Consider the following 19,229-nt stretch of genomic DNA (forward strand, 5'->3'; position numbering starts at 1 on the left):
CCTCTCGGATCTCGTGAACCCGAATTCGACCGGGTTTTCCGTACTGTGGATCAAAGTAAATGGGTCAAAGCGGGCAGGGCTACGATTTCAACTTTCCTGTAAATGTCGTGGGCCCTCCGGCCCGCCAGCCCCTGCGACGGGCCCTGGGCAGCGTCAACGCCAGGAACACCACCAGCGCGGTGGCCCCCACCGCCCCCGCCGTGATCGCCACCGCGAGGCCGCGCGTACGCGGGTCCGGCACCGGAGCCCTGGCCAGCACGATCGGCGGCGCGGCGGGCGCGCGCTCCTCTGCGTCGGGCTGCACCGAGGTGACCGCGAGCAGCGGGTTGACCAGCCCGGCCCCGGTGCCGGCCGCGCCGCCGCCGTCCGCCGTGCGCTCCAGCCGGCGCTTGACCTGCCAGTGGTCGAGTTCGGGGTGCCGGGCCCTGACCAGGGCGGCGACGCCCGCCACGAAGGGGGCGGCGAAGCTGGTGCCGTCCAGCTCCGTACGGTAGCCGCCGCCGGTCCACGCGCTCGTGATCCCGGCTCCGGGGGCGGTCACAGAGATGCGGGTCACGCTGTTGGAGAACTCCGACTTGCCGCCGTCCGGCGAGGCCGAGCCGACCGCGATCACTCCGGGATACTCGGCCGGGTACGCGGGCGTGACCACGCCGTCGTCCTGCCGTACGTTGCCCGCGGCCGCCACGATCACCGCGTCCTTGGCCTGCGCGTACGCCACCGCGGCCTTCAGCGCGGGATGGTCGTGGGCCTGCACGGACACGTTGATCACGTCCGCGCCCAGCTCCGCGGCCCGCCTGATGCCCTGGGCCAGCCGGGACACGTCGCCGGAGCTCCCCTCGGTCTGCTTGATCGACAGGATCCTGGCGGCCGGCGCGACGCCCATGACGGGCACGCCGCGCGCGGTGAGGTCCCGGCCCGCGATGATCCCGGCCACCGCCGTGCCGTGCCCGACGCAGTCGCGCAGGTCCGTGCCCGTGAGATCGACCTGGGTGATGACGGCGGCGGCGAGCTGGGGATGCGTGGCGTCCACGCCGCTGTCCACGACGGCGACGGTCACCCCTTCGCCCTTGGTGAAGCGCCACACCCGCTCGAACCTCAGCCTCTCCTGCGGCCACGGCTTGCCGGTGACCTCCGCCACGCCGGGCTGGGGATCACACGTGACCGCGCGCGAGGGTGCGGGGGTGGGGGTGAGCGTCAGCACCAGGCCGATGGCCGCGGCGCCGTACCAGGAGAAAGGCACGGTAAGGCAGTCTGCCGACATTTCCGATTTGGGGCTTGTCTCTTAGAAATATCTTGAAATGACGCGCCGCCGGGTGGAGCGCGAGATAGGCAGGTGCCGGTACGTCCTTCGACCGCGGAGAGGAAGCATGTCGACACCTGAGGCCGAGGGAGGCGACGCGCACGGCACCCCCAGGCCGGGCCTCGGCCTGTCGGTATACCAGCGGCCGCAGATCAACCAGACCTACGAAGGCGGTTTCAGCGGCACCGAGTACGACTTCGATCCGGACAACATCGAGGAGTCGTACGCCGACCACATCCACTTCCACCGCAACGGCGACTATCCCCCCGAGGCGCCCCGGACGCCGACGGACGCCGACCGCGAGGCCCTGCTCGCCCGCAACCCGGTCGACCCGGGGACGGCGAAGAAGGAGATGTTCATCAAGGTCGGCGAGTACGAGGACCCGGCCACCGGCAGGCCGCTCCCGTCGTCGCCCGTGGAGCAGCTCCGCCAGGACCTCAAGCGCCTGCAGGGCGAGGTGGGCGGCCAGAGCCTCAAGGTCCGGCTCACCCTCGCCGGGCTGTCGGACCGCGACCTCGGCAGCTGGCAGGCCGCCGCCGACATGAAGGCGACCACGGACAAGGCGCAGAGCACGTTGGACGCCGCCATCAACCGGGTCTACTCGGTGTACGCGGCCGTGGTGCAGGCGCTCGACGACACCGTCAAGACCGCCAAGGGCGCCGACCAGTCCATCGCGGGCGGCCTGCGCACGCGTACCTGACGGGGGACGAATGACCGACTACTGGACGGACGCGCTCAAGGACACCCGGGCGCCGCAGATCGACGACATCGCGCCGACCGGCAACGGCGACTCCGACAGCAGCGACGGCGTCGCCGCCCTGATCCAGGGCACCAACCCGGGCCGCGTCGCCGACGCGGGCAAGCGGTACAAGGAGATTGCCGAGATGTGCGCCGAGTCCGTGGAGCTCCTGCACAACCAGGCCGGGCGCATCGCGGAGACGCTGGGCGGCGAGTCCCTGCAGAAGATCTTCGAGACCGTCGGCGAGCTGCAACGCGACCTCGCGCGCATCAGCATCGCCGCCGATTCGGTCGGCACGCCCCTGGAGTGGTACGGCGCCCAGGTGCTCCCCTGGTTCCACAACAACGTGCCGCGGACGGGCAGCGTCGGCCTCGACGACGACATCGGCGACGCCTTCGGCAGCGACACCAACGGCCACGCGCTCGCCCGCCATCACCTGCGCCAGCTCAACAGGTTCATGGGGGACGTGTACGGGGCCATCGCGGGCTACGTGGAGCAGCGGTCCTCGGCTCCGCAGGCGGGGATGACCGACCCGTCCCTCCCGCTCGGTCCCGGGATGCCGAGCGGCCTGACCGGCGACCCGTACAAGGGCTCCAGCCTGGGCTCCCCGTACGGGACCCCCGGTCTCGGCCTGCCGGGCACCCCGTCCGGCCTCGACACCCCCGGCCTCCAGAACCCGTCACTCCAGGACCCGTCGCTGAAGGACCCTTCTCTCCAGGACCCGTCCCTGAAGGATCCGTCGCTCAAGGACCCGTCACTGCAGAACCCTTCACTGAAGGACCCCTCGCTCCAGACCCCCCAGACCCCGGACCTGAAGAACCCCGAGCTCAACACCCCCCAACTGCCCCAGACGCCCAGGACGGACCTGGCGGCCGTACCGCCCCAGACGGCCCCGCCGCAGACGAACCTGCCGCCCGGCGCACCCACCAGCGGCGGCCCCAGCACTTTGCCCGGCAGCGTCCCGGCCACGCAGCTCAGCGGCTCGGGATCGCCCGCGGGCAGCGCGGGCCGGCTGGGCCCCACCGGCATGGGGATGGGCATGATGCCGCCGATGATGGGCGGCGGCCAGAACGGGACCGAGCGGGACCGCGACCGGGCCAGGTTCCCGCTGGTGGAGGACGAGGCGTTCGAGACCGATGACATGGGCGGCCCGTCCGTGATCGCATGACGGTGACGACCGAGCGGGTCCGCGGCTACCGGCTGCTGGAGCGGGCCGGCCAGGACGGCCCGTGGACCGCGCACCTCGCGCAATCCGCGGCCACGGGGGCCGAGGCGCTGGTCAAGACGCTCGCGTGCCACCGGGCCGACCGTCGGGCGCTGAAGCGGATCGTCCGCGGCTTCGGCTTCCCGGAGGCGCTGGCGGCCCACGAGGGCGTGATCCCGGTGCTGGAGGTGGGGGCCACCGGTGACGGGCGGCCGTACCTGGTGACGCCGCCCCACGGCGGTCTCACGCTCGCCGAGCGGCCGGGGCGGAGCCTGCCGATGCCGCTCGACGAGGCGCTGGGGCTGCTGCGGGCGGTGGCGGACGCGCTCGCCGCCACGCACGCGGCCGGAGGCGTGCACGGCCGGGTCACGCCCGAGAACGTCATCGTGGCCGGTCGCGGGGTGGCGCTCACGGGGTTCGGCATGTCCGCGCTGATGTCGATCGTGGAGCTGCCCGACGGCACGCTCCCGTCGGCGCACGCGGCGCCGGAGGAGCTGGAGGGCCACCCGCCCGTGCCCGCCTCCGACGTGTACGCGCTCGGGTCGATGGTGTACGAGCTGCTGGCGGGCCGGCCCGCGTTCCCGCTGGACGGGACGGGGGGCACGGCCAAGTTCGTGCTCGGGGTGCTGACGGAGGCGCCGCCGCCCCTCCCGCCGGGGGTGCCGCCGGACCTGGCCGAGACCCTGCTGAAGGCGATGGCCAAGACCCCGGACGCCCGCCCGGCCGCCACCGACCTGGCCACCGTCGCCTCCCGGCTCCTGACGACTCACGCGCCCGCCGCAGGCCCGGCCCAACCACCGACCGCCCACCTCCCCCTCGGGACCGCGGGACAGCCCCTCACCGCGCGTCTCCCCTCCCCCTCGCCATCGCTCGAGGACTCGGGAGCGGCGGCGCGGTCAGGTCCCCGTGAGCTGGTCTGGACGGTGGATCCCGACCGTTCCCAGGTCAGGCCGCCCGCCGGCCCCCAGCCCTTCTCCCAGCCTCCCCCCGAGGTCTCCGCACCCCACGCCCCCGCCGCCGCGCCGGACCGCCGCAGCCGGGTCCCGCTGCTGGTCACCACCGCCTCGGCGCTGGCCGTGCTGGTGGGCGCGGGCAGCGTGGCACTGGCCATGAACGGCCGGCCCGGCGCGCCGCAACCCGCCGGCGCGACGGCCGCCGCCCTCGACCCCACGACCCCCGGCACCCCACCCCAGGCCGACCAGCAACCAAAGGACCAGCCGACCGGCCGGCGGACGCCACCGAGCGAGCCGCAACCGCAGACGAGCAGGCCGTCCGAGCCGCCCGCGCGCCGCCAGACCGTCGATCCCGCCGCGGTGGCCGCGTACCGTCCCAAAAGCCTCAAGGTCGTGTCCGACAACGGCGCCACCGTGACGCTCGCCTGGAAGGCGGTGCGCAGGAGCGGCTATCCCGTGGTGATCCAGCAGGCCCCCGGCAACCGGCTGGTGCCGGCGGCGAGCGGCAGCAACACCTACACCCTGGGCGGCCTCGACCCGGTCACGGGCTACTGCTTCAAGGTCGGCACCGTGGTCGCCATCGGCCAGCCCTCGTCCGTGGCGTGGTCGTCGGCCCTGTGCATCCGCGGCGCCGCGGAGACGAACCAGGACGACCAGGTCCAGCCCCCGATCGTGCTCCCCCTGGCCACCCCGCCACCCTCCTGAGACCGGCTACCCCACCAGGGATCGCGGCGACAGGCGGTGCGCGAGCCTGCTCGCGAGGCCGACCTTCCGCCGCACCAGCGCGTCCACGCCGCCGAAGTGGCGCCAGGCGAGGTCGGCGTCCGCCTGGTCCACGGGCGCTCCCCCGAACGTCGCCAGGTTGGCCAGGTCGGCGAGCGTCGTGAGCGGCTCGCGCGCGGCAGGACCCAGGACGGACTCGGCCAGAGACGCCACCTCGCCGGCCGTCAGCGCGTCCGAGCGCACAGGGATCCCGGCCACGCGCAGCCTGGCCACCGTCTGCCGCCACGCCCCCACCACCCGGGCGGCGGGTGCGGCGGCCCGGCGGCGGCGCATCCGCCTCAGCGGCGGCACGACGAGCACGGCCAGGAGATACACCAGGAGCGCGGCGGCGGGCACGGCCGCCCAGACGAGCGGGCCCGCGGAGCCGCCGGGACGCGGTGACGGGGTCGGGGTGGCCCGGTTGGCGGCCGTGGGGGTCGGCTTGGGCTCGGAGGAGTCGCTGTTGATCGCCTGCTCGATCTCCCGCGCCTGCTTCGGCGCGCCCTCGGCCACGTCACCGCCCCCTCCCGAGCGCGTACGCGACGGCGTCGGGTAGAACGGCACCCACCCGATCCCCTCGAACTCGACCTCGGCCCAGGCCAGCACGTCCCCACCCCGCACCTGCCGCACCCCGCCAGCGCCGGAGCCAGGGCCGGAGCCAGGGCCGGAGCCGGTTCCCGGGCGGAAGCCCACGACGATCCGGCTCGGCAGCCCGATCGCGCGGGCCAGCAGCGCGAACGAGGCGGCGAACTGCTCCGTCGTCCCCCTGCGCGACTCCGTCAGGAAGAACTCGATGCTGCGGTAGCCGTGCCCGGGCGGCGCGTTGACGTCGTTCACCGCGTGCTTGCGCAGGTAGGCCGCCAGCCGGGCGGCCCGCTGCGTCGGGCTCTGCGCCCCGGCCGTGGCGCGGCGGGCGATGGCGAGGAGGCGGGCCCGCTGCGGCGGCGTGCGGCCGTCCGGCCCGTCCGGCAGCCGCAGCGCGGCCGGGTCGGCGGCGGGGACGGCCGCGCGCAGGTCCTCCGCCGTGTAGCGGCGGATCCCCGAGGTCACCTCGTACGTCATGCCCTCGCGCGCCTGCGTGCCGGCCAGCATGCCCGTCGCGGGATCGACCACGATGCCCGCGCCCTTCACCAGCAGCGGCCGGTCGGCGGCGGGCAGCCACGGACCCGGGAGCTTCCGCAGGGTGAACCGCTGCGTGACCAGATCCCCGCCGCCCTCCTGCCCCGGCACCCGCCCGCCGGTGGGGACGAACCCCGCGCCCGACGTCCACGTGACCCCGTCGAAGGTGTCCAGGACGGCCAGGCGCAGGTTCGCCTCGGAGGCGGTCCCGACCGTGAACAGCTCGCGCTGCGGGTTCTGCAGCCACGCCGACACCTGGTCGAGCGCGCTCACGCCGTTGATCGGCCGCGGCGGGGGCTGCTCGACGAGCCGGCGCACGTCGTACGGGCGCTCGGCCATGGGCAGGGCGGGCGCGGTGACGACGGCGGCCAGGACCAGGCAGGCCAGCAGCGGCACGCCCACCGCGATCGTCCCCGCCGACCTGGCCGCCCTGACCAGGCCGAGCAGCAGGGTGAGCCCGGCGAACACCGCCGCGTACGGCACCACGGACCCGGCCCCGGCGACCCCCAGCACGACCGCGACGGCGAGCACCGGGAGCGCGGCCAGGGCGGGCAGCATGACGGACCTGGACCGCAGTGCGATCTCCGCCCCGGCCAGGGCGGCGGCCCAGACCAGGAAGCTGACCAGCACGACGGCCGTGCTGTCGGGCGCCGCCGGGAGGATCGTGGTCAGGAGCCGGCCGCCCGCGTCGCGCACGCCGAGCAGCGCCGCGCGCACGGCGGCCGGGCCGGGCAGGAACCCGAGCCAGGCCTGCGACCTGAACAGGGTCGCCGAGACCGCCACCAGCCAGCCCAGCACGCTGACCGGGATCGTTCCCCAGAGCGGCAACCGGCCGTACAGCGCCACCGACAGCACGCACGGCACCCCGACCGCCAGGCCGACCACGGGGAGCAGGGCGGCGAACGGGAACACCCCGTCGAACGCGAGCCCGGCCGTCGCGGCCAGCAACGCCACGACCCCCACGGACACCAGCCCCCGCACCGGCCCCGGTCCCGGCGCCCCCACCGGCTCGCCACCCGCCGACCCGCCGCCCGACACGGACCCGACGCCCGACGCCGATCCGACACCCGACGCTGGTCCGATGCCCGACGCTGGTCCGACACCCGACGCTGGTCCGACACCCGAGGCGCCTGCCGGCTCCGGGGCGGGGTCCGGTGGGGTCGCGGTGCGCCCCTGCGGCACCGCGACGTCGGGGGGCGGCGGACCGGCTAGCGAGGCCATGCCGCCGCCAGTTCCGCCAGGTCGCTGACCTCGATGACCGTCACCCCGGCCGCCGCGGGCCGCCCGCCCTCCACCGGCTCGCCCACCCGCACGAACAGCACCTCGTCGAAGCGCCGCCGCACGGCCGCCGCGTCCGCGAGCCCGTCGAACGAGCCGCTGACCAGCACCAGCGCCCCGCCCGAGCCCGCCCGCCGCAGCGCGTGGAGCGGCGCGTCCGCCTGCTCGGAGCGCTCCACCACGGCGAGCCGGTCCAGGACCTCCTCGGTCTCGCCCGGCCCGCCCTTGGAGTGCAGCAGCTCCCCCGCCCCCGTGAGCAGCCGCACGGGGAAGCGGTCGCGCGCCACCGCGCAGGCCACCGACGCCGCCACGTCCACGGCCAGCTCGAACTCGTCGTCCCCTTCGTACGACGAGTGCCGCGTGTCCAGGACCGTGACGGTGCTCGGCAGGTTGACGTCGGTCAGCTCCTTGACCATGAGGACGCCGGTGCGGGCCGTGGAGCGCCAGTGGACGTGCCGCAGGTCGTCCCCGATCACGTAGTCGCGCAGCCCGTTGAAGCTGATCGCCCCGTTCGGCGCGGAGCGCGAGTCGAGCCCGTCGAGGTGCCTGCGGCGGCCGGCGTGCGGGGGCGCGAGCGGCACCGTACGCGGCCGGACCAGGAGCAGGTCGGTGCGCCCGTACGCGATCGAGCGCCGCGCCAGCCCGAACGGGTCGGTGCGGTCGAGCAGCAGCGGCCCGACGGGCGTCTCCCCGCGCCGCCGGGTGGGCAGCCGGTACGACACCGTCCGCGCAGTGTCGCGCGCCAGCGCCGGCACCTCGACCGTGACGGACGTCCCCCGGCAGGTGTCGCGGGCCACCAGCCCGGCGTGGCGCCGGCGGCCGGTGTTGCGCACGTGCAGGAGGGCCACCGCGGGGTCGCCCCTGGCCACCTTCACCGGCGTCAGCTCCCGGCGCACGTCCAGCCCGGCGCCGCGCAGGGTCCACAGCGCGCCCGCGCCCACGGCGGCCAGCCCCGCCACCGCGAGGACAGCCGCCTGGGCGTACCCGAACGGCGCCCCCACGGCGTAGACCAGCACCGAGGCCGCCGCCAGGCCCCACCCCGCCCTGGTGATCATTCGCACTCCCAGAGCGGGGCCGCGGGGAAGCCCCCCTTCGGGGTGTCCATCAGCACGTCGTTGAGCCACCCGTTGCCGCGGCCGGACTCCACCTTGTTCCAGACGTCGCTGCTCATGCCCGTGTCCGTGTCGGTGAAGGCGGCGCCCTTCTGCTGGCAGAGCACGGTCATCGTGATGTACTCGCCCTTGGGGATGCGCCCCGCCTCGGCGCCGGCGCTGGGCCCGGAGCGGATCAGGGTGTCCCTGTTGTTGTTGTTGGCGTTCCTGAACTGGGCGGACGGCGGGCGCAGGTCGGCCGTGGCCTCCGCGCGCTCCTCGCTCTCGCCCGCCGCGTTCTTGGCCCGCAGCGTCCAGGTGTAGGACTGGCCGTTCTTGAGCCCGGTGACCTCCGCGCTGGTGCCGTCGGGCGATCCCGGGTGGTTGCCGGGCCCGTCCAGCGTGTACGTGACGCCGCCGTCCCGCGCGTTCTCCGGGGCGGACCAGGTCAGGTCGGCGCCATGGTTCTTGCCCTTGGCGGCGAAGCCGGACGGCTGCCCCGGCGCGACGCACGGGCGCACGGGCACGGACGGCTGGGACTCCACCTCGCCGCCGGACCACTCGGCGACCACCCGGAACGTGTACTCCTGGTCGCACCGGCCGCCGTTCACCCGGAACTGGTACGGCCCGTCGGGCTGCACGCGGGACGGCGTGACGTCGGCCGCGCCCTTGAGCGTGTACGCCTTGACCGTGCCCTGGCGGGACGGCGTGAAGGTGACCTCCATCCAGCCGGGCCCGGACTTGGCCGTCACGGATCCCGGCGGATCGGGGGTCTGGGTCGGCGTCGGAGTGGGCGTCGGGGTCGGAGTCGGCGTGTCCGTAGGAGTGGGGGTCGGGGTGGGGGTCTTCGTCACGGTCACGGTCGGCACGGCCGTCTTCGTCTTCGTCGGAACGGACGTCGGCTTCCCGGTGGGCTGCCTGGTCGACCGGGTGGGCACCAGGGTCGGCTGCACCACCGAGGGTGTGTAGGTCGGGATCGGCAGCGGCGTCGGCGTGTCCTTCTGGCCGAGCGCCTCGTCGTACTTGCCGACCCGGTGTCCCCTGCCGTCCTGCTCGATGACCAGGGCGGTCTCGCTGAACTGGTCGTTCACCCAGAGCAGCCCGTCCTTGACGAACACCTCCAGCGGTCCCGCCTTGCCCGTGACGACCTTCTCGGGCTCGAACGCCTTGGCCACCGTGTCGTACACGATGAGCCGGCCCTTGCTCTCGTCGGCGATGTAGACGCGCCGCCCGAGCGCCTGCGGCGCCCCCAGCTTGCCGCCCTTCACCGAGACCGTGGTCAGCCCGCCGCCGGCGGTGTCGACCAGGACGAGCGCGCCCTTCCTGGGCTCCAGGATCGGCACGATCTGGCTCTCGGCCACCGCCGGGACCAGCAGCCCGCCGCCGCCCGCGCCCGTGACCGTGCTGGGCAGGGACACCTGGAGCCGGGTGCCCGCCGGGCCGATCAGCATGGCGGAGGCGGCGGCGGAGTTCGTGACCAGCGGGGCGCCGTTCGCGAGCGTCAGGGTGAGCGGGTCGCCGGGCTCGCCGACCGTCACGGCCTTGACCTGCCGGCCGTCCTTCACCTGGACCAGCGTGCCCTCCTCGGGCACCGGCACCCACAGCGTGCCGTCCTTGCCGAGGCCGGCCTGGCCGAGCGGCGCCTTGAGGGTGAGCGGGGAGCCGATCGTGCTCACCGTCAGCGGGTCGAGCTGCTGCACGGTGCCGGCCCGCGGGTCGACCCCGTACGCCTTCCCGCCGCCCATCACGATCTGCATGCCGCCCGCGCCGAGCGTGTTGGTCTGGGCGACCTCGAGCTGGGTGGGGTCGATGCGGCCGACCTTGCCCGTGGAGTCCATGACGAGCACGTTGTTGCCGTCCTGCACCACCTTGAGCGGCTCGCCCTCGGCGGAGGCCAGGTCCACGCGGCCGTCCAGCTGCCCGGACAGGCCGTTGGCGTGCACCACCTCACCGTTGAGCGCGCTGCCGAGCCACGCCCCGACGTCGGCGAGCTTGGGGCGGGCGCTGGAGACGCCCTGGCCCAGGAACAGGCCGACGCCGACCAGCACGGCGACGAGGGCGCCCGCGACGATTCCCGCCGCCCGCCGTCCCGCCGCATTCCGCCACCGAATGGCCACCGACTCACATCCCGTACGTGTACGTGCCCGCGGACACCCTAGGGGGGCGTCCGCGGATCGCGAGGTTCCTTCAAATAACCTGGAAGTGTCCGATCACCGGCTGTCACGCGTCCGATCGTCGATGGCCCGCAACTGCTCGTCCATGGACGACTCGAACGACTCCAGCACGCTGCCGAACTGCTCGTCGAGCAGCTCCCTGCCGGGCAGCGCGCCGCCCAGCGTCTCCGCCATGACGGCGTCGACCTTGGCGGCGACGTCGTCCTGGGCCTCCTGCGCGGCCCGCAGCACGGCCTCGGCCAGCTTCTGGCTGTCCAGCCGCATGGCCCTGGGCGCGAGGACGACGTCCATGAGCCGGCCCGAGGCGCCGGCGGTCACGCGTACCTGACCGTCCGCCGCCTCGCCGTGGCCGACGACCACGTCGATCTCGCTCCTGAGCTCCTCGACGCGGGCCAGCATGTCCTCCGCCCGCGCGGTGATCCGTTCCAGCTCTTCGGGGTCGAAGTCGTTCACCGTACCTCCCGGGTCTCTGCGACGGGAGAGTACGGGGGAGGCCCGCCATTTCGGAAAAAGTTGAAGCATGCGAAGTTTCATTGCTCTGACTAATGGATTAATGGCAGATTTCTCAGCGGCTAATCCGTGGGAAAGGTGCCATTTCATGAGCGGTGGAATCCGGATCGATCCGGGCGCGCTCCTGGCCGCGGGAAAGCGGTGCGAGGACGCGCGGGACGCGCTGAAGCCGTTGCTGCCCGACTTCGAGCGGAATGCCGCGCCGGCCGACGGCTGCTTCGGCCTTCTGGAGCGCGGCGGCAAGGAGCTGGAGGAGTCGTACCGGGAGTACCACCAGGAGTTGCTCGGCTTCGCCAAGGACCTGGTGGCCAAGCTCGACGACACCGCCACCGGGCTGCGGGAGAGCGCTGAGCGGCTGGGAGGCGGCTGATGTCCGGGCCCTTCGCCCCCGTCGTCGACCTCGTCAACACGCTGAAGAACACCGTCGCCTCGATCGGCGACGACGAGCAGGAGCAGCGCCTGCTGGCCATGGCCGCGGCCTGCCGCCGGCTCAAGAGCGGCATCGAGGGCCTGGAGCCGGCGCTCTCCCCCATCCCCGGCTCGCTCCAGGGGTGGATCGGCGGCGACGCGGACATGTTCCGGCAGAAGTGGCGCGGCTACCTGGCCCCCGAGTTCCGGGCCACGGCGGCCGAGCGGCTCGGCGACGCCGCCGACGTGCTCGACCAGGCCGTGGAGGCGTCCAGGAAGACCAGGGAGGCGCTCAACCAGCTGATCACCTCGCTGATCGCGTCGGTGTCCGCGGGTGTCGTCGCGTCGCTGGCGGCGGCGGGCCTGAGCACGTTCGCGGTGTGGGCGTCCAGCGCCGCGACCGCCGCCCGCGGGGCGGCGACGGCCACCGGCATCCTGAGCCGCTTCGCCGCGGTGCGCGCCGCCGCGGCGGCGGCCATGCGCGGGTTCACGACGATGATGGGCAGGTCGGGCCTGGTACGCGGCCTCAGCATGTACGCCGGCGGCGGCTTCCGCCAGACGGCCCTGGCCGCCCTGGGGAAGTACGGCCAGATCCACGGCTGGTCGTTCGGCGGCAACCTGCTGGCGGGCGGCGTGGCCAGGGGCGTCTTCGGCCAGAACCCCCTCGACATCTCCATCCTCTCCCTCGCCCAGACCGCCAACGCCTCCACCGTCGCCGGCTTCACCGGGCCCCTCGGCCAGACGAAGTACTTCACCGGGCTCGCCGCCAGCCGCCCGCTCGTGAACAACGTGGCCATGGGCGCCCTCGCGGGCGGCGTGCCGGCCTTCTGGAACGCCAGGGTGGAGGGCAAGTCGTGGAGTGCCACGCTCGGGGACGTGGCGCTGTTCAGCGGCATCGCGGGCGGCTTCAACGGTGCGGTCGGGCGGCTGTTCAACCCGGCGCGGGGCCAGTGGGGCGTGCCGTCGCCCGCCTGGTTCAAGAAGCTGCCGCCGATGGCGCAGAGCTCGCTGCTGGGCTTCGCGCCCAGCGTGGGGCTCCGGCTCGCGGTGCCCTTCGCCCCCTCCTCGCCGCCGCCGCAGCTTGACCGTTAACGGTGCCGGGCCGTCAGGGCGAAACGGCGGGCGGTCGCTTGGAGCGGCATGTCATCGTGCAGGGCGCGGAGGCGGTCCTCGTACGCGCCGGCGTCGAAGCCCGGGACCTGCCAGGAGACGACCCGCAGGTAGAGCACGAGCGCTCCGACGTCGTGGAACACGACCGGGTAGCCGGCTTCCGCGCTCCAGGTGACCTCGAGTCCGGCGGCGTCGAGCGCGGCGGCCGCGCCGGCGAGGTCCCAGGCGTGGTCCTCGTGCGGCGGGCCGCCCAGCGCCGCGTTGAGCTCCTCCAGGTCGCACCCGGCCACCTGCTGGGTGACGAACGTGCCGCCCCCGGCCAGGAGGCGGCGGATCTCGTGCGGTTCGTACGACTCGTGCCGGTTGATGATCAGCTCGAACGAGCCGTCGGGGAAGTGCCCGGCCGACTCGGTCACCTCGACACCCAGCGGCTCCAGGCGGTCGCGGGCGATCGGGAGGTTCGGCGGGTAGCCCTCGGTGGCGGCGGTGCGCGGCGGGAGCGGCGCCAGGGACGCCAGCAGCTCGCCCCCTCCGGTGCCGAGGTCGAGCAGCGACGGCGTGCGCGGGAGCCGGTCGCGCACCAGCCGCTCGTAGTCCCAGGGCAGGTCGCCGGCCGTGGTCATCCGGCCGCGGAACACCGCCCAGTCCCACCCCTCGAACGGCGTGGCCAGCGCGTCGCGGATCAGCTCCTCATACTCCATGGGCATGATCGTGCCCGGGGGACCGGCCGTTCCGCACGTCCTTTTCGCCCGGTCACTCGGGCGGGGGCGGCCCGTCCGGCGCGGGCATCCGGGAGAGCGCGACGATCCGCTCCAGCGCCGCCGCGTGCCGCTGGAACGCCAGCCGTCCCGCGGGGGTCAGCCGCACGTACGTGCGCCGCGCCCGCTTGTCCTGCCCCTTGTGCACCTCCACGTACCCGGCGCCGACCAGTGCGGAGACCTGCTTGGACAGCGCCGAGTCGCTGGTGCCGATCGTGTCCCTGACGAACCCGAAGTCGACCCAGTCGGCCGGCGCCAGCACCGCGACCACCGACAGCCGCGCGGGCACGTGCAGGAACTCATCGAACTGCGGGTCCATGAGCCTGCAGCGCAATCGACGTGATGATCCTGCGAACCACGGGCATGACCGCGATGTACACCACGGCCGCCAGGGCACCGCCGACCATGGCCTGCGACAGGAATCCCTGCGCCGGCAGACCGAACAAGGCGAAGCCGGCGATCCGGCCGATGACGAAGAACACGAAGAGAATGGGCGTCATGCCGATGAAGACCCCGATCATCGGAGCCGTGGGCCTCGGCTGGACAGTGACCCGGAACGAGTGCAGGAGTCCGGAGCCGATGAACACCGCGAGCCCCAGCCCGCGAGCGAGGGAGTCCCAAGGCTGCCCGAGATCGATCGACGTGAACACGGCGAAGAGCCCGAGCGCCGAGACGATCACAAAAGACCAGGGGAAGATCTTGCGGACCATTTCCTCTCGGGTCCTGTCCTGGAAGGCCCGGATTTGGTTGAGCGAAGCCTGGGCATCCTGCGGATTCATGAGCCACCCCCGTGGTCGACTACTTTCCTATGAGGAAAGTACCATCTACTTTCCTCATAGGAAAGTGGTGCCGGGTGTGCTCTCGCGCAGGACGACGCGGGCCGGGAGCCGCACATCGTCCGCGCTCTCCTCGTCCGACAGAGCGAGCCGCATCGCGCTCAAGCCCGCCTCCCGCAGCGGCACCGCCACGGAGGTGAGGGCGGGCACCACGTCCAGCGCCGAGGCGATGTCGTCGAAGCCCGCCACCCCGATGTCCGCGCCCGGGACCACCCCGGCGTCGCGGAAGGCCGTCATGGCGCCGATGGCCATCACGTCGTTGACCGCGAACACCGCCTCCACGTCCTCCAACCCCCGCTCCACCAGCCGGCGCGCCGCGTCGTAGCCGCCCGCGTGGGTGAAGGCCGTCTCGATCGCCAGCGGCTCGGGCACGCCGGGGCCCAGCCCGGCGCGGAAGCCCTCGTGGCGGTCGCGGGACGTGCGCAGCTCGCCGGGGGCGTGGAAGACGGCGAAGCGCCGGTATCCCACCTCCACCAGCGCCCGCGCGAGGTCGCGGGCGCCGCCGTGGTTGTCGATCGTGACGGTGCCGAACGGCAGGTCCCGCTGGCTGATCATGACGACCCGCCCGCCCGCCGTCCGGTACTCCTCCAGCTCCTCGATGAGCGTGTCCCGGGTCGCGGAGCCCGCCACCCGGCTGCCCGCGACGATGATCACGCGCGGCCGCTGGCCCCGCAGCGTCCTGACGATCTCCAGCTCGCGCTCGGGCGACCCGTCGGCCACCGCCATGGTGACGATGAGCTGCGCGGCCTCGGCCGCCTGGGTGACCCCGGCGGCGATGGAGGAGAAGTAGGGGTCGGCCACGTCGCGCACCACCAGCGCGACGGTCCTGGTCGAACCCTTCGCGATGGCCTGCGCCGACAGGTGCGGCTCGTAGTTGAGCTTGGCCGCCGCCGCGCGCACCCTGGAGACGTTCTCGGACCTGACGTTGCGCGTGCTGCCGTTGAGCGCGCGCGACGCCGTCGCGATGGACACGCCCGCCTCGCGGGCGACGTCGTGCAGGGTGGGCGGGGCCGTGGACCCCTCCTCCATACGGGTCATTCTGTCACCAGAGTCAGCGGGTCGCTCCTGGTCACCCCCGCCGCGTTCGCCAGCTCGGCCACGTACGTGCGCGTCCCCGCCGGCCGTCCGGACAGGACGGTGGCGGCGCTCTGCGCGGCCGGGGTGGCGGCGTCGAGCTGCCGGCTGTCGACGAGGACCCCGTCCTCGTAGAGGCGGTAGGAGGTGGCGTTGGTGCCCCACCACATGTTCATGCGGATGGTGTACTCGCCGTCGCCGTCCCAGTTGTCCGAACTGAGCACGGGTTCGCCGGGGTTCGCGTCGGTCACGACGACCCGCACGGACGTGGTGGCGGTCCGGCCCGCCTGGTTCAGCAGCTCGCCGGTGTAGACGTAGGTGCCGTTGGGGCGGCCGGTGACGGGGACGGTGGCCTTCTGGGCCGACGGCGTCCTCGGGGCGAGGTCGCGCCTGGCGATCTCCTTGCCGTTCTCGTACAGGACGAACACGCTGGCGTTGACGCCGTACCAGAGGTTCATGGTCACGTCGTAGGTGCCGTCGTGGAGGCCGTTCCGCCACCCGCTCGTGGTCGAGAGCGCCGCCCGCGCGGGCGGCGCGGTGGCGCCGTCCTGCGGCAGCTGGGGCTCGGGGCGGGTGACCTTGATCCGGTACGTGGCGTCGGCCGTGCCGTCCTCGGCGACCACCTTGACCGCGACCTCGGTGTCGCCGACCGGGAGCGGCACGGGCGGGGCGGCGGCGCCGCTCGCGACCGGCTGCCCCTGGACCGTGATGGCGGACTTCGGGTTGAGCGCGGTCGGCGTGAACACGACCCGGTCCCCGGGGACGGTCAGGGCGTAGGCGAGGACGTCGGGGTCGAAGGCCGGCTCCAGCGTGCCCGCGTCCGGGACGAGGCCGGACAGGGTGGTGTCCTGGGCGAGCGGGCGGCGCCTGATCTGGAGGGTGTGGGTGGCCTCGGTGCCGTCCTCGGCTGTCACCACGACGGGCACCTCGGCCCCGGTCGCGCCCAGCGTGACCTTCCGCGTCGCCTGCGCGCCGGCGGTGCGCTCGCCGGAGATGCTCACCGACCTGGCGAACGGGCTGCGGGCCACGGCGGTCACCTCCACCTCGGTGACCCGGGCGGGCACGTCCAGCACGTCGCCGTCGGGCGCGCCCTGGCTGGTGTCGACGCTGAGCAGGCCCGTGTCGTCGCGGGCGAGGCCGACCCCCTGGGCGACCCGGAGGTCGTCGAGGTGGATGCCGCCGTAGTTGGTGCTGTTGGCGTAGTAGTCGATCTGCGCCACGGTGTCCATCGCGGTCCTGAACGCGGCCCCTTCGAGCGCCTTCCGGCCGTCGATCAGCAGGTCGAAGCGCTGGTTGACGGTGTCGATCACGGCCTTGACGTGGTACCAGCGGCCCGGCTCGTACGCGCCCACCGTGCGCGTGGTCGTGCCCGCGTAGGCGACGATCGTGTTCTTGGTGAAGGCAAGGCTGACGGCGTTCTGACCGCTCGCGTTCCTGACATAGGGGACGGACCACCAGTGGTTGCCCGAGGTGTAGGGCTGCTCGCTCATGACGCGGGCCTCTACGGTCACGACGCCCTTGAGCGCGAACGTCCGGGAGACACTGGTGCTGCCGCTGTTCGCGGTGCGGGTGAGCTTCAGGCTCTTGCCGCCCGGCGTCTCGACGACCTCGACGCTCCCACCCGTGGAGCTCACGGTGAGGCCGTCACCGCTGGTCAGCGGCCCGGTCGGCAGGTCGTCGAAGTCGTGCACGGCCACGTAGTCCGGGATCGGGCGGACGAGGAGCAGCGCGCCCGCGTCGGTCGCCGTGGCCGCCTCCACGGTCAGCCCGGACCGGCTGGCCGTCACGTATCCGCCGGACGCGGCCTGGACCAGATAGCCCTCCCCCACCGGGACGTCCTCCACGGTGAAGGCGCCGTCGGGGCCGCTGGTCGCGGTGGCGAGCGCCTGGCCGCCGTCCTTGACGGTGACCGTGGCGCCGGGCAGCGGGCGGGCGGCCTGGTCGAGCACGCGTCCGGCGACCGAGCCGACCGTGCCGGCCGAGGCCATGGTCAGGCGGACGGTGACGGTGTTGCCGGGGCGCACGTTCACGGTCTCGGTGGCGCTCGCGTAGCCGTTCCTGGCGGCGGCCACCTCGACGCCGTCGGCGAAGGGGAGGTCCCTGATCGCGAAGCGGCCGTCGGCGCCGGTGGTCGCCGTCCTGCCCGCCGCCGTCACGGTCGCGCCCGCGACGGGGGCGCCCGAGGGGGTGCGGGCGGTGCCGGTGACGGACTCGGTGGTGGCGTCCTGGGCGGTGGTGTACTCGAAGGCGCCGATGTCCGCGCCGCCGTTGTAGAGCGGGGTCCCGGCGTAGTCGCGGCCGCCGTTCCCGGTGATCTCGGCGCCCGCGTCGATCGCGTACGAGCCGGAGGAGACGCGCAGGCCGTACGCGGTGTCGAGCCGGGGGCCCGACTCCGGGGTGCCGTACGGGCCGGTCGGCGGCGCCTTCGCGAACAGCGGGTCGGCCACCACGGCGCCGGTGTCGCCGTCCGGGACCGCGAGGTCGGCGCCGCCGTACAGGTTGTGGCTGTAGGCGATGGTCGGGCTGGTCGTCAGCGTCGCCGGGCGCGTGGAGTACAGGAGGTTGTTGGAGATGTCGTAGCGGGCCTCGATGTAGGAGCCGTACCCGTAGATGAGGTAGTCGCTCCTGTCGTTGTAGATCGTGTTGTTGTGGACCTTGGCGGTCGCGGCCCGGTCGGAGTGCAGGTAGATCTGGTAGCGGGTGTTGCTCGCGATCACGTTGTTCCTGACCACGGCGTCACCGAACGCGAACTGGCACAGCAGCACGCCGTCGCCGTTGCCGTGCAGGTAGTTGTACTGCACGACCTGGCGGGTGGTGCCCTTGTCCGGGTCGATCCCGTTGGAGTCGGCGCCGCCGGCCTTCTGCTGCGTCTCGTACACCTCGTTGAACTGGAACGTCACGTCGTCGGCGTAGTACGACTCGATGCCCGAGGTGCCCGCCCGGTAGACGACGTTGCGCTCGACCAGCGCGCCCCGGACGTTCGTGAGGTACATGCCGTTGCAGCCGTAGGCCGTGTCGGCCTGGGTTACGTGGTTGTTCCTGATGACGATGTTCGTGTGCGGGGTGAACTTGGGGTCGTCGGCGTTCTGCCGCGTGCCCCAGCCGGTGGCCGTGGCGATCGTCTCGCCCGCGTCGTTCTTGCCGTCCCCGGTGTACTGCTTGAACACGATCCCGGCGAACGAGGTGTTGGCGACCGTGGAGTTCTGGATGACCACGTCGTTCAGCACGGTCGCCCTGTCCGGCGGCGTGTGGATGTCCGGCACCGTCGTGTCGAACACGATGCCGCCCGTCTTCTTCGAGCCGTCCCACCCGGTCTTGAAGCGCACGCCGGGCGCGTTGTTGTCGGTGCTGCCGCTGATCCAGTTGACCTGGCCGGTGACGTCGTGCACGGCCACGCCGTCGATGACGAAGCCGTCGAGGGTCTGGCTGTTGTCGCCGGAGACGTGGATGCCGCGCAGGTCGCGCAGGTTCTCGCCGGGGGTGCCCGTCGGCGGGACCTCGTTCGTGACCTCCAGGTTGCGGATGGTCCAGAACTCCTGGTTGAACAGCCGGACGGCGTCGCCGACCTGGCCCGCGCCGTCGATGCGGGGCTTGCCGCCCTCGCCGTACCTGTCGACGGTGATCGGCGCGCCGCTCTCGCCCGAGCCTTTGGGCCAGAGCTGGCCGGTCCACCGCTGTCCGGCGCGCAGCAGGATGCGGTCGCCCGGACGGAACGTGGTGTCGTTCACCTTGCCCAGGCTCCTCCAAGGGTGTGCCTGGTCGAGGCCCGAGGCCGAGTCGTCGCCCGTCGCGGCGTCTACGTAGTACGTGGTGCCCGCCGTGGCCGTGACTGTGGCCGTGGGCGGGGTGGATATCAGGATCATGGCAGCGGTCAGCAGTTGGGGGAACATCGCCGGGCTCCTGGGGGGTGATT

The 19,229-nt window shown here is 73.3% G+C and carries 15 protein-coding genes; 5 read left to right on the forward strand and 10 right to left on the reverse strand.

Going from position 1 to position 19,229, the window contains the following annotated elements; translation table 11 throughout:
• Positions 1-79: 79 nt before the first annotated feature.
• Complete coding sequence (gene mycP, locus AB0J87_RS19240) at positions 80-1,240, reverse strand: type VII secretion-associated serine protease mycosin (RefSeq protein WP_363966872.1); 1,161 nt, start codon at positions 1,238-1,240, stop codon at positions 80-82.
• Positions 1,241-1,367: 127 nt separating this feature from the next.
• Between mycP and AB0J87_RS19245 the strand changes: the two genes are divergently transcribed.
• Genes AB0J87_RS19245 through AB0J87_RS19255 form a run of 3 tightly spaced genes read left to right on the forward strand, consistent with a single transcriptional unit; the run spans position 1,368 to position 4,901 of the window.
• Complete coding sequence (locus AB0J87_RS19245; RefSeq protein WP_363966874.1) at positions 1,368-2,000, forward strand: hypothetical protein; 633 nt, start codon at positions 1,368-1,370, stop codon at positions 1,998-2,000.
• A gap of 10 nt (positions 2,001-2,010) precedes the next feature.
• Positions 2,011-3,207 (forward strand): hypothetical protein, encoded by a 1,197-nt coding sequence (locus AB0J87_RS19250; RefSeq protein WP_363966876.1) that lies wholly within the window; start codon positions 2,011-2,013, stop codon positions 3,205-3,207.
• Positions 3,204-4,901: a protein kinase gene (locus AB0J87_RS19255; RefSeq protein WP_363966878.1), complete on the forward strand. Its 1,698-nt coding sequence runs from the start codon at positions 3,204-3,206 to the stop codon at positions 4,899-4,901. Before AB0J87_RS19250 ends, AB0J87_RS19255 begins: the two co-directional genes overlap by 4 nt.
• A 6-nt stretch (positions 4,902-4,907) precedes the next feature.
• On the opposite strand, the gene AB0J87_RS19260 is transcribed toward AB0J87_RS19255, so the two are convergent.
• From AB0J87_RS19260 to AB0J87_RS19275, 4 genes are all read right to left on the reverse strand, one after another.
• On the reverse strand, positions 4,908-7,115 hold the full coding sequence (locus tag AB0J87_RS19260) for a transglutaminaseTgpA domain-containing protein (RefSeq protein WP_363966880.1): 2,208 nt from the start codon (positions 7,113-7,115) through the stop codon (positions 4,908-4,910).
• 170 nt (positions 7,116-7,285) lie between these two features.
• Positions 7,286-8,410 carry a DUF58 domain-containing protein gene (locus tag AB0J87_RS19265; protein WP_363966882.1) on the reverse strand — a complete coding sequence of 375 codons (1,125 nt, stop codon included), beginning with the start codon at positions 8,408-8,410 and terminating at the stop codon, positions 7,286-7,288.
• A complete protein-coding gene (locus tag AB0J87_RS19270; protein WP_363966884.1) occupies positions 8,407-10,563 on the reverse strand; it encodes a hypothetical protein in 2,157 nt (718 codons plus the stop codon). The genes AB0J87_RS19265 and AB0J87_RS19270 overlap by 4 nt, the downstream gene beginning before the upstream one ends.
• A 93-nt stretch (positions 10,564-10,656) precedes the next feature.
• Positions 10,657-11,073, reverse strand: a complete 417-nt coding sequence (locus tag AB0J87_RS19275; RefSeq protein WP_350733978.1) for a YbaB/EbfC family nucleoid-associated protein — start codon at positions 11,071-11,073, stop codon at positions 10,657-10,659.
• A gap of 145 nt (positions 11,074-11,218) precedes the next feature.
• Between AB0J87_RS19275 and AB0J87_RS19280 the strand changes: the two genes are divergently transcribed.
• Positions 11,219-11,500 (forward strand): hypothetical protein, encoded by a 282-nt coding sequence (locus tag AB0J87_RS19280; RefSeq protein WP_355201210.1) that lies wholly within the window; start codon positions 11,219-11,221, stop codon positions 11,498-11,500.
• A complete protein-coding gene (locus AB0J87_RS19285; RefSeq protein WP_363966887.1) occupies positions 11,500-12,630 on the forward strand; it encodes a hypothetical protein in 1,131 nt (376 codons plus the stop codon). Before AB0J87_RS19280 ends, AB0J87_RS19285 begins: the two co-directional genes overlap by 1 nt.
• Here the strand turns inward: AB0J87_RS19285 and AB0J87_RS19290 are convergent.
• Genes AB0J87_RS19290 through AB0J87_RS19310 form a run of 5 tightly spaced genes read right to left on the reverse strand, consistent with a single transcriptional unit; the run spans position 12,627 to position 19,206 of the window.
• Complete coding sequence (locus AB0J87_RS19290; protein WP_363966889.1) at positions 12,627-13,349, reverse strand: class I SAM-dependent methyltransferase; 723 nt, start codon at positions 13,347-13,349, stop codon at positions 12,627-12,629. The genes AB0J87_RS19285 and AB0J87_RS19290 overlap by 4 nt on opposite strands.
• 52 nt (positions 13,350-13,401) lie before the next feature.
• On the reverse strand, positions 13,402-13,725 hold the full coding sequence (locus tag AB0J87_RS19295; RefSeq protein ID WP_363966891.1) for a transcriptional regulator: 324 nt from the start codon (positions 13,723-13,725) through the stop codon (positions 13,402-13,404).
• On the reverse strand, positions 13,706-14,185 hold the full coding sequence (locus AB0J87_RS19300; protein WP_363966893.1) for a hypothetical protein: 480 nt from the start codon (positions 14,183-14,185) through the stop codon (positions 13,706-13,708). The genes AB0J87_RS19295 and AB0J87_RS19300 overlap by 20 nt, the downstream gene beginning before the upstream one ends.
• A 54-nt stretch (positions 14,186-14,239) precedes the next feature.
• Complete coding sequence (locus AB0J87_RS19305; protein WP_363966895.1) at positions 14,240-15,271, reverse strand: LacI family DNA-binding transcriptional regulator; 1,032 nt, start codon at positions 15,269-15,271, stop codon at positions 14,240-14,242.
• Between the two features lie 5 nt (positions 15,272-15,276).
• Positions 15,277-19,206, reverse strand: a complete 3,930-nt coding sequence (locus AB0J87_RS19310) for a carboxypeptidase regulatory-like domain-containing protein (protein ID WP_363966897.1) — start codon at positions 19,204-19,206, stop codon at positions 15,277-15,279.
• Positions 19,207-19,229: the final 23 nt, after the last annotated feature.

This window comes from Nonomuraea sp. NPDC049625, assembly GCF_040675285.1.
In the GTDB taxonomy this organism is placed as follows: domain Bacteria; phylum Actinomycetota; class Actinomycetes; order Streptosporangiales; family Streptosporangiaceae; genus Nonomuraea; species Nonomuraea angiospora_A.